This window comes from Mesorhizobium sp. WSM4809 (assembly GCF_055811655.1).
Window position 1 is genome coordinate 633,756 of the sequence record NZ_JBVVQW010000002.1, and the last position, 12,289, is coordinate 646,044.

At 63.8% G+C, this 12,289-nt stretch carries 11 protein-coding genes; 3 read left to right on the plus strand and 8 right to left on the minus strand.

What is annotated here, in order from left to right:
• Positions 1-27 precede the first annotated feature (27 nt).
• From AC0L24_RS07525 to cysG, 6 genes are all read right to left on the minus strand, one after another.
• A complete protein-coding gene (locus AC0L24_RS07525) occupies positions 28-1,632 on the minus strand; it encodes a GMC family oxidoreductase (protein WP_127809306.1) in 1,605 nt (534 codons plus the stop codon).
• A gap of 98 nt (positions 1,633-1,730) precedes the next feature.
• Complete coding sequence (locus AC0L24_RS07530; RefSeq protein WP_127809305.1) at positions 1,731-2,264, minus strand: DUF934 domain-containing protein; 534 nt, start codon at positions 2,262-2,264, stop codon at positions 1,731-1,733.
• Positions 2,265-2,436: 172 nt separating this feature from the next.
• A complete protein-coding gene (locus AC0L24_RS07535; protein ID WP_127272509.1) occupies positions 2,437-3,201 on the minus strand; it encodes a phosphoadenylyl-sulfate reductase in 765 nt (254 codons plus the stop codon).
• Positions 3,176-4,846 carry a nitrite/sulfite reductase gene (locus AC0L24_RS07540; protein ID WP_127272508.1) on the minus strand — a complete coding sequence of 557 codons (1,671 nt, stop codon included), beginning with the start codon at positions 4,844-4,846 and terminating at the stop codon, positions 3,176-3,178. The genes AC0L24_RS07535 and AC0L24_RS07540 overlap by 26 nt, the downstream gene beginning before the upstream one ends.
• 43 nt (positions 4,847-4,889) lie before the next feature.
• The gene (locus AC0L24_RS07545) at positions 4,890-5,183 is read right to left on the minus strand and encodes a DUF2849 domain-containing protein (RefSeq protein WP_027037731.1); all 294 of its coding nucleotides are present in this window, start codon (positions 5,181-5,183) and stop codon (positions 4,890-4,892) included.
• Entirely contained in the window at positions 5,180-6,631 is a 1,452-nt protein-coding gene (cysG, locus tag AC0L24_RS07550) for a siroheme synthase CysG (protein WP_127809304.1), read from the minus strand. The genes AC0L24_RS07545 and cysG overlap by 4 nt, the downstream gene beginning before the upstream one ends.
• Before the next feature lie 420 nt (positions 6,632-7,051).
• Here cysG and AC0L24_RS07555 point away from each other — a divergent pair, with 420 nt between their 5' ends.
• Both AC0L24_RS07555 and AC0L24_RS07560 read left to right on the plus strand, forming a co-directional pair.
• Positions 7,052-7,501, plus strand: coding sequence for a baeRF12 domain-containing protein (locus AC0L24_RS07555; protein WP_127809303.1), 450 nt, complete (start codon positions 7,052-7,054; stop codon positions 7,499-7,501).
• A 223-nt stretch (positions 7,502-7,724) separates the two neighbouring features.
• Entirely contained in the window at positions 7,725-9,521 is a 1,797-nt protein-coding gene (locus AC0L24_RS07560; RefSeq protein ID WP_473563608.1) for a cation:proton antiporter domain-containing protein, read from the plus strand.
• A gap of 69 nt (positions 9,522-9,590) precedes the next feature.
• Here AC0L24_RS07560 and AC0L24_RS07565 read toward each other — a convergent pair whose 3' ends face one another.
• Positions 9,591-10,400 carry an AraC family transcriptional regulator gene (locus AC0L24_RS07565; protein ID WP_127271895.1) on the minus strand — a complete coding sequence of 270 codons (810 nt, stop codon included), beginning with the start codon at positions 10,398-10,400 and terminating at the stop codon, positions 9,591-9,593.
• 197 nt (positions 10,401-10,597) lie between these two features.
• Here AC0L24_RS07565 and AC0L24_RS07570 point away from each other — a divergent pair, with 197 nt between their 5' ends.
• On the plus strand, positions 10,598-11,518 hold the full coding sequence (locus AC0L24_RS07570; RefSeq protein ID WP_292334071.1) for a zinc-binding dehydrogenase: 921 nt from the start codon (positions 10,598-10,600) through the stop codon (positions 11,516-11,518).
• A gap of 13 nt (positions 11,519-11,531) precedes the next feature.
• On the opposite strand, the gene AC0L24_RS07575 is transcribed toward AC0L24_RS07570, so the two are convergent.
• Entirely contained in the window at positions 11,532-12,284 is a 753-nt protein-coding gene (locus tag AC0L24_RS07575; RefSeq protein WP_023812510.1) for an SDR family NAD(P)-dependent oxidoreductase, read from the minus strand.
• Between the last annotated feature and the right edge of the window lie 5 nt (positions 12,285-12,289).

Here is a 12,289-nt window from a genome sequence, read left to right on the forward strand (position 1 = left end):
CATGGGCGCCGCGGCCTGGAGCTCCGATCAGGCAGCCCTGATCATGTCGGCGGCCTTTTCGGCGATCATGATGGTTGGGGCATTGGTGTTGCCACCAATCAGTGTCGGCATCACCGAGGCGTCCACGACACGCAAGGCTTCAAGCCCGCGCACCTTGAGTTGCGGATCGACCACCGCCATCTCGTCGACCCCCATCCGACAGGAGCCGACCGGGTGATAGACCGTGTCGGCGCGGGTACGGATATGGGTCATCAGATCGGCATCGCTCGGCTCGCCGGCGATGTGCATTTCCTTGTGCCGGTAGCGCGTCAGCGCCGGCGAAGCCAGCACCTGCCGGGTGATCCTCACGCCTTTCAGCAGCAGTTCCGCATCGCGCTGGTCACCGAGAAAGCGCGGATCGATGCGTGGCGCGGCAAGTGGATCGGCGCTGGCCAGCCCAACCTCGCCACGCGAGTGCGGCCGCAATATGCAGACATGACAGGAAAAGCCGAAGCCGTAGTGCAGCGTGCGCGCATGGTTTTCGACCAGGCCGATGACGAATTGCAGCTGCAGGTCAGGGCGCTCAAGCGCCGGGTCGGATTTGACGAAAGCGCCGCTCTCGGCCGACGGCGAGGCGATCAGCCCGGTTCCATCCCGCCGCCACTGCGCGATGTGCCTGAGGAAACCCCACGCGCCGCGCGGGCTCATACCGAGCATATCGGTGTCCTTCGATCTCCAGCCGACGATAAAATCGAGGTGGTCCTGCAGGTTCTTGCCGACGCCCGGCAATTCGTGGACGACGGGAACGCCATGCACGGCAAGTTCGGCCGCCGGGCCGATACCCGACAGCAACAGAAGCTGCGGCGAACCGAAGGCACCACCGCAGAGGATCACCTCGCGCGACGCCTGTGCCACTGCCTCGCCTTTGCGCGTCCGGTAGCGGATGCCGGTGGCGCGCTTGCCGGCAAGGACGATGCCTGTGGCGTGCGCCCGCGTGATCACGGTCAGATTGGTCCGCTGCATCACCGGATGGAGATAGGCGGCGGCAGTCGAACAGCGCTCGCCATTACGGGCGCCACCGGCAAACTGGGTCACCTGGAAATAGCCGGCGCCCTCTTGTTCCGGTCCGTTGAAATCGTCCGAGGCGCGAATCTGGTTTTCGGCACAAGCCTCTATGAAGGCCTTGGCGATCGGCCTCGGCGAGCGCTGGTTCGACACTTTCAGCGGGCCGTCCCCGCCATGCAAGGCATCAGTGCCGCGCTCATTGCCCTCGGCGCGCCGGAAATAGGGCAGAACCTCATCCCACGACCAGCCCTCGCAGCCCAGATTTGCCCATTCGTCATAGTCGCTGTGATGGCCCCTGACATAGAGCATTGCATTGATGGCGCTGGAGCCGCCCAGCGCCTTGCCGCGCGGCTGGTAGCCCTTGCGGCCGCCAAGACCTTGCTGCGGCACGGTTTCGAAGGCCCAGTTGTTGATCCTGGGCCGGCCGGAAAGCATGCCGATAATGCCAGCCGGAGCACGGATCAGCATATCCCTGCCCTCGCCGCCAGCTTCGATCAGGCAGACCGTTTTCGATGGATCTTCCGAAAGCCGCGCGGCAAGCGCACAGCCGGCGGACCCACCGCCGGCTATGACATAGTCGTAACGCATGAAGACCCCTCCCCGATCGTTCCACGGATTTTCCATCCGGATGATCAAGAGAAGGCCTGAACACGGCTGATGTAAAGACGCGCGGAATTACCGCAACGTCAGCTGCTGCGAACGCGTCGCCAGGAGTATTTCGGGCCTTTTGGTTCCGGCACGGCGGCTGGCTGGTAGTAGAGCCCCAATCCGCCGGTGCGGCCCTCCTCCAGGCGCTTCAACAGCACCGCATTGGAAATCTCGAACTCGTCGAAGCCCAGCCGCAGCATATGCGGCAGTTGGTCCACCAGCACCTGGCCCGTGGCGCGAACGGCACCTTCGAAATGGTAGCGGCCGCGCAGCAGTTCTCCCTTGGAGAAGGAGCGGCCGTCGCTGAAGGCCGGGAAGGCCAATGCCACCAGCGACAGCTGGTCGAGCAGGTCGGCAATCTTCTCGAGCTGATCACCAGGCTGCAGCAGGACGCCGAGCCGTTCCTTGGCCGAGCGGCGCACCTCCGGATCCAGATCGAGGAAGACTTGCAACGGCAGGATGAAGCGGCCGTTGCCGGACAGCGCATCGGCGCTTTCGGCATGCGTCCACTCATCGTCGTGAAAACCCGCAGGGGTCCAGAGTCGGGTCTCCGGTGTCGTCGGTTCAGTCATCAAAAAGTTCCTAAATAGTCAAACGAACCAAGGATGTGTTGAGATTCAGGTCAGGCTGAGTCGAAAATGGCAGCTTCCGAGAACCGGAGCGGAGCGTACTTGAAGTACGTGAGCACCGGAAGCGCAGGAAGCTGCCGTTTGCAGGCCAGCCTCACCTGAATATCAGCATATCCTAAAGGGATGCGTCGGTCAGCGACTTCTCCAGCCCCGACAGGTGAATGCCGCACTCGGTCTTGGCGTGACCGGCCCAGCGGCCGCTGCGCGCGTCCTCGCCCGGCTGCACCGGCTGCGTGCACGGGAAGCAGCCGATCGACAGATAGCCATAGGCGACCAGCGGATTTTCGCGCAGCGCATGCGCGCGCATGTAGTCCGCCTGGTCCGATGTCGTCCAATGCGCCAGCGGATTGATGCGGATGCGCGGACCGACCGCCTCGAACACCGGCAGCGCCGCCCGCGTCGCGGCCTGAAAACGCTTGCGGCCGGTGAGCCAGGCACGAAATGGCGCGACACCGCGCGCCAGCGGCTCCACCTTGCGCACGTCGCAGCAGGCGTCGGTGTTGCTCTGATGCAGATTGCCCGTCGGATCGATCCGTTCGAGTGCTGCTTCCTCGGGTTTGATCACCCTTATGTTGGTCAGCCCGAAATCGGCGGCGAGCGCGTCGCGATAGCCGAGCGTCTCCTCGAAATGCTTGCCGGTGTCGAGGAAAATGACCGGCAGCGTCCGGTCGATCTTGGCGATCATGTGCAGCAGCACAGCCGAATCCGCGCCGAACGACGACACCGCCGCGATCTCGTCGAGGAACAGTTCGCGGGCCGAGCGTTCGATGATCTCGATCGGCTTCAGATGACCATAGAGCGCATCGAGCCCCGCCGCTTTGGCGGCGATACCGTCATCGACGTCTCCGATACGGTCAAGCGGCCTTGGCTTCGCCAGCATAGAGCGCCTCCTTGAACGGCGCGGGACCGACTCGGCGGTAGGCGTCGATGAATTTCTCTTGCGGGTCGAGCCGGAGGCCGAGATAGGTCTCGACGATCTGCTCGATGGCGTCGGTGATCTCTTCCGACGAGAAGCCGCGGCCGATGATCTCGCCGACCGAGGTGTTTTCGTCGGCCGAGCCGCCCAGCGTCACCTGATAGAGCTCAGAGCCCTTCTTCTCGACCCCGAGGATGCCGATATGGCCGACATGGTGATGACCGCAGGCGTTGATGCAGCCGGAGATCTTCAGCTTCAGTTCGCCGATCTCGCGCTGCCGCTCAAGCGAGGCGAAGCGGCGCGAGATTTCCTGCGCGATCGGGATCGAGCGCGCCGTGGCCAGCGCACAGTAGTCGAGGCCCGGGCAAGCGATGATGTCCGATATCAAATTGGAATTGGCCGTCGCCAGGCCGATGCCGACCAGCGCATCATAGACCGCCTTGAGGTCGGCGCGGGCCACATGCGGCAGGATCAGGTTCTGCTCATGGCTGACGCGCAGTTCGTCAAAGCCATATTTCTCGGCGATGTCGGCGATTGCTTCCATCTGGCTGTCCGAGGCGTCGCCGGGCACCTCGCCGATGCCCTTCAGCGAGATCGTCACCGCCGCATAGTCGGGATGGCGGTGCGTCACGACATTCTGATCGAGCCACTCCGAGAACCCCTTGGAATCGAGCCGCGCCAGCTTGACCGCTTGGTCGCCTTCCGGCCGTCCGGCGAGCACCGGTGGCGCGAAATAGGCCTCGATGGCGCGGATGTCGGCTTCCGGCAGCTTCAGCTCGGCGTCCTTCAACTCCTGCCACTCGGCCTCGACCTGGCGGGTGATCTCCTCGACGCCGGTCTCATGGACGAGGATCTTGATGCGCGCCTTGTACTTGTTGTCGCGGCGGCCATAGAGGTTGTAAACGCGCAGGATCGCCGTGCAGTAGGACAGAAGGTCGGCTTCCGGCAGGAAGTCGCGGATCTTGCGGGCAACCATCGGCGTGCGGCCCTGGCCGCCGCCGATATAGACGGCGAAACCGAGTTCGCCGGCGGCGTTCTTCTTCAGGTGCAGGCCGATGTCGTGGGTCTGAATGGCGGCGCGGTCGCGCTCGGCACCCGTCACCGCGATCTTGAACTTGCGCGGCAGGAACGAGAATTCCGGATGCACCGACGACCACTGCCGCAGGATTTCCGCGTAGGGACGCGGATCGGCGACCTCGTCGGCGGCAGCGCCGGCGAAGTGATCGGCGGTGACGTTGCGAATGCAATTGCCGCTGGTCTGGATGGCATGCATCTCAACGCTCGCGAGATCCGCCAGGATCGCCGGAATGTCCGACAGCGCCGGCCAGTTGAACTGGATGTTCTGGCGGGTGGTGAAATGGCCATAGCCCTTGTCGTATTTGCGGGCGATGTGACCAAGCATGCGCAACTGCTTGCCGTTCAGCGTGCCGTAAGGCACCGCGATGCGCAGCATGTAGGCATGCAGTTGAAGATAGACGCCGTTCATCAGCCTCAATGGGCGAAACTGGTCCTCGGTGATCTCGCCGGCAAGACGACGCTGCACCTGGTCGCTGAACTCGGCGACGCGGGCCTGGACAAAATCGTGGTCGAACTCATCGTAACGGTACATGCTTGGTCTTTCAGGGCGCGTCCGCCCATGCCTGGTGTCTTGGTTATGCTGCCCGCGCAGCCTGCTTGCCGAGATCGTTGCGGATGGTCGGGCCGGCGGCGCGGATCTTCTCGCGCAGCCGCACCGGTTGGACGACACCGTTGACGACTTCAGCGTCGATCAAATTGACGTCGACCACTTCGTTGGCGGCATAGGCCTTGGCGCCGATCGCCTCGAGCCTGTCCTCGGCTGCCTTGTCGTGGGCGAGGTCAGCATGGTCCACCGTCTCGGCCCAGCCGCCGTCGGCGTACCAGACGGCAATGCCGTCGGTGAGGCGGTTGGCGGTCAGTATCTTCATTGCTGAACTCCTTCGGCGATCGAACTGGACGCACCTTCATGCCTGTGTGCCGCCAGCGGCTCGGATCGCTCAAAGTTGGCGCCGGCGACCGCATCGCCGATGATGGTCATGACCGGGCCGGAAAGATCGGCGCGCGCTTCCAGCGACGGCAGGTCGGCAAGCGTGCCGTGGAAGCGACGCCGGTTGGCGAGGCTGGCATTCTCGACCACGGCCACCGCGGTGTCCGGCGACAGACCGGCCTCGATCAGCCGTCCGGCAACCTCGGCGGCCACCGAGCGGCCCATATAAACGGCGACGGTGGCGCCGGAAATGGCGAGCTTGGCCCAGTCGGGCAGCGAATTGCCCTTGAGGTCGTGGCCGGTGGTGAACACCATCGACGAGGAGACACCGCGCAAGGTCAGCGGCAGTTCGAAATCGGCGGCGGCGGCAAAGGCCGCGGTGACACCCGGAACCACCTCATAGGCGATGCCGGCATCACGAAGTGCGGCCATCTCTTCGCCCGCCCGGCCGAACACCAGCGGATCGCCTGACTTCAGCCGCACGACACGCTTGCCTTCACGGCCAAGCTCGACCAGCAGCGCATTGATCTCAGCCTGGCTCTTGGTGTGGCAGCCCTTACGCTTTCCGACCGGCAGGCGCTCGGCATCGCGGCGCCCCATGGCAACGACCGCCTCGGGCACCAGCGCGTCATGGACGATGACATCGGCTTCCATCAGCAGACGATGGGCCCGCAAGGTCAAAAGATCCTCGGCGCCCGGACCGGCGCCAACCAGCGCGATGTGACCGCAAGCGGGCGTGTCCGACAGCAGAAGATCGACGGCAGCGTCATGCGCCTGCGAAAGCTGGCCGGCTTCGGCCGCGCGCGCAGGAGCGCCAGAGAAGAAATCATTCCAGAAGCGGCGGCGGGCATTGCCTTTCGGCAGCAGCTTCTCGGCAGCCCCGCGAAACGACGCCGCAAGAATTGCCAGCGGCCCGAGCGACGGCGACAGCATGCGGTCGATGCGGCCGCGCAACATCTGGGCAAGCACCGGGCCTGCACCTTCGGTGCCGATGGCGATGGCGACCGGCGCGCGGTTGACCAGCGCCGGGGTGAAGAAATCGCAAAGCTCAGGCCGGTCGACGGCATTGACCGGAATGCCTAGGCGGCGCGCATCCGCAGCCACCCGACGGTCGAGTTCCTCGTCGCCGCTGGCGGCAAACACCATGATCGCGCCTTCGAGCTGCGATGCGTCGTAAGCGGCGGCAAAATGGCTCGCGCCGGCCTGGGCGATGAAGGCGAGCAGGTCGGGCTCGGCGTGTTCCGCGATGATCCGCAGGACCGCGCTCGACTGTCCGATCAGCCGCGCCTTGGCCAGTGCCTCTTCGCCGCCGCCAACGATGGCCACGGCTTCGCCCTCGACCCGCATGAACACGGGGAAGGCGCTGAGCTTGGGAGCAGTGTGCGACATGGACGCGAGCGGAATCCTGAATGAGCTTGCAGTTCTACGCGCGGGCGCGAGAAACCAGAAGGAACGCACTCGCGCATCCCTTGTCGGGATGCAATTGCTTTTCTGAAAGCATCCCAGCCAAGAGAAAAATATTTCTCGTTTGCAGATGGAGCGGATTCAAGCTGCTGTCGCAGGCCTTGTTTTCCGGGTCTTTTAGCGCCCGGGGAGAAAAGCCGCAAAACTGTTTTTTCTAAATTCTACCAAATTAGTAGATTAAAGCCGCGAACTCTGGATAGCCAGAATGTTCAACGCTGACGCGGCGGCCGACTGGAACATTAGTGGCTCGGGGCGCGTTCTCAAAAGGCCTGTCATATCGGATCGAAACCCCGGCTGCGGAACGCCACGAAAGGCCACCACGCGGCTGAAAAGGAGCCTGTCATCATGAACACAATCATACTCAAGCACGGTATCTGGGTCATGGTGGCCGATGGCGAGAAGGCGCTTTTCCTCAGGAACGCCGGCGACAACAAATATCCGAATCTCGAGGTGGTGCAGGAAATACAGCAGGACAACCCGCCCACCCGCGAGCAAGGCAGCGACAGCCCGGGCCGGTACAATGATGGTCCCTCCGTACACCGCAGCGCAGTCCAGGATACGGACTGGCACCGCATCGGCAAGGAGCGTTTCGCCGATGAAATCGCCGCCCGGCTCTACAAGCTCGCGCATGACGGCGAATTCAACGAGATCGTGCTCGTCGCACCGCCGGTGGTGCTTGGGACAATGCGCAAAAAGCTGCACAAGGAGGTCGAGGACAAGGTGACCGCCGAAATTCCCAAGACATTGACCAACCATGCCATACCGGAAATCGAGGCCCTGCTGCGGGCAGGCTGATCATTGTCGATCGGCCCTGACGGATCGAGACGAATAGCACCGCACAAATTCCGATCCGGCCGGCAGCTTCTCAGCTGCCGGTCAAATTTTTGCGGCAGCGCCGTCGATTTCACGGATTCGCGGGTTGCATCGCCGACATACCATCCACCATATTGCCAAACAGGCGGCGGCTTTGGGCGGCGCTCATCCAACATCGCTGTTTTTGAAAGGCGCTCCATAGACAATGCCGCATGACACGCCCCTTATCGCCACCATCGTCGCCGGTCTGGGGCTGGCTTTCATCTTCGGGGCTCTCGCCAACCGCTTCCGTATCCCGCCGCTGGTCGGTTATCTCGTAGCCGGCGTGCTGGTCGGGCCGAACACGCCTGGCTTCGTCGCCGATGCCGGCCTTGCCAACGAACTGGCCGAAATCGGGGTCATCCTCCTGATGTTCGGCGTAGGGTTGCACTTCTCGTTGAAGGATCTTCTGTCGGTGCGCGCCATAGCCGTGCCGGGCGCCGTCGTCCAGATCGGCTTTGCCACCGCACTCGGTGCCGGGTTGTCGTGGATGCTCGGCTGGTCGATGGGCGCGGGACTGGTGTTCGGCCTGGCACTATCGGTCGCCTCGACGGTCGTGCTGCTGCGCGCTCTGCAAGAGCGGCGGATGATTGAGACCGAGCGCGGCCGCATCGCTGTCGGCTGGCTGATCGTCGAGGACCTGGCCATGGTGCTGGCGCTGGTGCTGCTGCCGGCGCTGGCCGGCGTGCTCGGCGGCCAGGAGCAGACCGACGCCCATGCGAGCGGGCTGCTGTCGCTGCCGGCCAGCTACGGCATCTGGGGCGTCGTCGGCATCACGCTGGCCAAGGTCGCCGCCTTCGTCGTCGTCATGCTGGTGGTCGGCCGCCGGGTCATCCCCTGGATCCTGCACTATGTCGCCCACACCGGCTCGCGCGAGCTCTTCCGGCTGGCGGTGCTTGCCATAGCGCTCGGCGTCGCCTTTGGCGCGGCCAAACTGTTTGGGGTCTCACTGGCGCTGGGCGCATTCTTCGCCGGCATGATCATGAGCGAATCCGAACTCAGTCACCGTGCCGCCGAAGAATCCTTGCCGCTGCGCGATGCCTTTTCCGTGTTGTTCTTCGTCTCGGTCGGCATGCTGTTCGACCCGTTCAGCCTGATCAGCAATGGCTGGCCGATCCTGGCAACGCTGGCCATCATCGTCATCGGCAAATCGCTGGCGGCGTTCGTCATCGTCGTTGCCTTCGGCTATCCCCTGGCCACCGCATTGATGATTTCGGCAAGCCTTGCCCAGATCGGCGAATTCTCCTTCATCCTGGCCGAGCTCGGCGTCGGGCTGAAACTGTTGCCCGAACAAGGTCGCGACCTCATTCTGGCCGGCGCCATCCTGTCGATCGTCCTCAACCCGCTGATGTTCCTGGCCATCGACTGGATGAAGCCGTGGCTGGAACGGCGCGCCGCCAGGACGGCACCGCCGGTCGAAGCAAAACCGGTTGGTCCGGCGACGGAGCCGGGCCAGGTGGCCTCTGTCGCGACAACGGCGAAAAGGGAGGACGGGCCGCCGCCAAAGACGGCACTCACCGGCCATGCCATCCTCATCGGCTACGGCCGTGTCGGTGGCCTGGTCGGCTCGGCGCTGAAAGACGCGGCACTGCCCTTCCTGGTCATCGAGGACGCCGACAAGACGCTGGCGAGGCTGAAAGCGGACAGCATCGAGACCGTCGCCGGCAATGCGGCCAATGCCGAAGTGTTTGCCGCCGCCAACCCCGAAGGCGCCAGCCGGCTGATCCTTGCCATCCCCAATGCCTTCGAAGCCGGTCAGATCGTGCTCCGAGCCCGCGCCGCTAATCCCGGTATCAACGTCATCGCCCGGGCCCATTCGGATGCCGAGGTCGAACATCTCAAGGGTTTGGGCGCCGATACCGTGATCATGGGTGAACGCGAGATTGCGCGCGGGATTGTGGAAGAAGTTCTCGGTTCCAAACCGGAGTTGAGGCGCGAAACCGCCGAGCCATCGGTGGCCTGAGTCCCAAGCCCAAGCTGCACTCTCGCGCGCTGGCAACGCGATCGGCTCGACCCAGCCTTCAAGTGAGCATTACGCCACGAATGCAGAGCCGCCATTTTGCGCGATACCACTGAGGTATTTGGCCGGCGGCTTCCCAAGCGCCTTCTTGAACATGGTGATGAAGGCCGTGACCGAACCATAGCCGAGATCGCCCGAGACTTGCTGGACACTCTTGCCGGAAGCCAGTTCCCGAATTGCAACAATCAAGTGCAATTGCTGGCGCCAGCGCCCGAAACTCAGCCCTGTCTCCTTTGTCACAAGGCGGGCGAGGCTGCTCTCGCTGAGCGCCATGCGCTTGGCCCAGTCCGCCAGCGTGCTGCGGTCGGCAGGGTCTTGCGCCAACGCCTCGGCGATCCTGTTCAAGCGCGGCTCGGATGAGATCGGCAGGTGCAATTGCTGGACAGGCATGCGTGGCAATTCGGTGAGCAGCATTTTGGTCAAGAGTTCGCCCCTCGCCTCGTCGTCCTGCAACCGATCGGAAAGCTCGATGATCAATTCGCGCAGCAGTGGCGAGATCGAAAGCGTGCAGCACCGCTCCGGCAGGTCGGCCGCTCCCGGCTCTATGTAGACGAAAAAAATCCGGGCGTTGGCGGTTGCGACATTGCTGTGCTCCATGCCGCCGGGGATCCACACCCCGCAATGCGGCGGCACCATCCATAGACCGCTTGGAACGCGGCATGTGACGCCGCCGCCGAGCGCGAAGACGAGCTGGCCTTTGCGGTGCCGGTGGGCGGGGACTTCCGCTCGGGTGTCGGGGATGTCGACGCGCACGGCAATCGCCAACGCGGAAGGGTCATCCACATCGAGATCAAGCCAGGGGTAGCTGAGGGGCCGTCTCATGATTGACTGCTATTAGCGATGAAACGCCATGATAGCTAAATTCTTTAACCGCGGAAGTCGATAGGCTCCGGTTCGCGCAGGGTTGATCTCGTGACGCTGCGCGCCATCGCCGGTATGGCTCGCTACCTACGTGGGTACTCAGCTTGCCGTGCTTTCCAACGCAAGCTGGCACCGACAAGCCAGCAACAAGGTACGCCATGCTCGCCCTGGTCATCTCTCCCGAAAGCGCGACCGGGTTGAGGCTCGCCGACGTCGCCGAGCCTCAACCGGCCTCGAATGAAGCGCTTGTCTCGGTCCACGCGACTTCGTTGAATCGCGGCGAACTGCGCCTGCTTGCCATACGCCCCAAGGGCTGGATACCCGGCCAGGACATTGCGGGGATTGTCGAACGAAGAGCAGCCGATGGTTCCGGGCCAACCGTCGGCGCCCGGGTTGTCGCGTTGGTCGACGAGGCTGGTTGGACCGAACGCATCGCAGTCCCAACCGACCGTCTCGCCGCCCTGCCGGATGACGTCAGCTTCGTTTCCGCAGCCACGCTTCCTGTCGCCGGTACGACGGCGCTGAGGACTCTACGCCATGGCGGGGACCTCGCCGGCCAGCAGGTCTTGATCACCGGCGCAAGCGGTGCGGTCGGTCGTTTCCAGATCCAGCTCGCCCGCCATCAGGGCGGATTCGTGACCGCTGTCGCCGCCGCCCGGCATGCCGACGATCTCCGCGATCTGGGAGCCAGGCAGATTGTCGAAGCAATCGAGCTGGCCGAGGGGCCGTTTTCGCTGATCACGGAGTCGGTGGGCGGCAAAAGCCTCGCTCACGCGATCGAGCGCGTCGCACCTGGCGGGACCATCGTCATGTTCGGTTCGAGCAGTGGCGAACTGACGCCCATTGGATTTCGCCAGTTCGTTCCGGATCACGAAGGGGCGAGGCTTCAGACTTTCGCGTACTACACGTCCGGTCCAGGCATTGGCGAGGACATCGCCTCGCTGCTCGCTCTGGTCGCAGCCGGCCGGCTCGAAACACGTGTGGCCTTGACCGTGCCATGGACAGACATCGCCCAAGCGCTGGACGCACTGCGACAGCGCAGCTTCAGCGGCAAGGCCGTTCTCACCATAACAGGATGAGCATCCTGTTTTGTCACACGTGCTGGCCGCCATTGATGTGAATTTCCGAGCCCGTCACATAGGACGCCTGCTGCGAACACAGGAAGAAGATGATGTCGGCGACTTCGGCCGTGGTGCCAAGGCGCCTGAGAGGAATGGTCTCGACGATCTTGTCAGTGCCCGGCGACAGGATCGCGGTGTCGATCTCGCCGGGCGCAATGGCATTGACGCGGATGCCGTGCGGGCCGAAATCATGTGCCATCTCGCGCGTCAGCGAGCCGAGCGCCGCCTTCGATGTCGCGTAGGCCGTGCCGGCGAAGGGATGCACGCGGGTTCCGGCGATCGAGGTTACGTTGACAATCGAGCCCTTGGCCGCCGCCAGCTCCTTGAACAGGCCGCGCGCCAGCATGATCGGCGCGAAGAAATTGACCTGGAACACGTCGCGCCAGACATGCATCGGCGTGTCGATCGAATCCATGCGGCTGTTGCCGTCCTTGAGCTTCGGCGAAATGCCGGCATTGTTGACCAGCGCATGCAACTGGCCGCCATGCGCCTCCAGCCGGTGGCGGATTTCGGAGACGGCGATGCCGACATCCTCCTGATCGGCGAGATCGACCTTGATGTGGTCTTCCGGCCCGGCCGGCCACGGGCAATCCTCGGCGAAAGCCTGCCTGGAGCAGGTGATGACGCGCCAGCCCTCGCGCGAAAAACGCTTGACGGTGGCGTGGCCAATGCCGCGGCTGGCGCCGGTCAGCACGATGGTCTTTCGGGTGTCGAGCTCAGTCATTTCAA

Coding starts and splice junctions, on each gene's coding strand:
- AC0L24_RS07565 (WP_127271895.1), bottom strand. CDS start 10,400: ATGAGACGGCCCCTCAGCTACCCCTGGCTTGATCTCGATGTGGATGAC.
- AC0L24_RS07545 (WP_027037731.1), bottom strand. CDS start 5,183: ATGAAGATACTGACCGCCAACCGCCTCACCGACGGCATTGCCGTCTGG.
- AC0L24_RS07530 (WP_127809305.1), bottom strand. CDS start 2,264: ATGACTGAACCGACGACACCGGAGACCCGACTCTGGACCCCTGCGGGT.
- AC0L24_RS07570 (WP_292334071.1), top strand. CDS start 10,598: ATGCTCGCCCTGGTCATCTCTCCCGAAAGCGCGACCGGGTTGAGGCTC.
- AC0L24_RS07560 (WP_473563608.1), top strand. CDS start 7,725: ATGCCGCATGACACGCCCCTTATCGCCACCATCGTCGCCGGTCTGGGG.
- AC0L24_RS07575 (WP_023812510.1), bottom strand. CDS start 12,284: ATGACTGAGCTCGACACCCGAAAGACCATCGTGCTGACCGGCGCCAGC.
- AC0L24_RS07540 (WP_127272508.1), bottom strand. CDS start 4,846: ATGTACCGTTACGATGAGTTCGACCACGATTTTGTCCAGGCCCGCGTC.
- cysG (WP_127809304.1), bottom strand. CDS start 6,631: ATGTCGCACACTGCTCCCAAGCTCAGCGCCTTCCCCGTGTTCATGCGG.
- AC0L24_RS07525 (WP_127809306.1), bottom strand. CDS start 1,632: ATGCGTTACGACTATGTCATAGCCGGCGGTGGGTCCGCCGGCTGTGCG.
- AC0L24_RS07555 (WP_127809303.1), top strand. CDS start 7,052: ATGAACACAATCATACTCAAGCACGGTATCTGGGTCATGGTGGCCGAT.
- AC0L24_RS07535 (WP_127272509.1), bottom strand. CDS start 3,201: ATGCTGGCGAAGCCAAGGCCGCTTGACCGTATCGGAGACGTCGATGAC.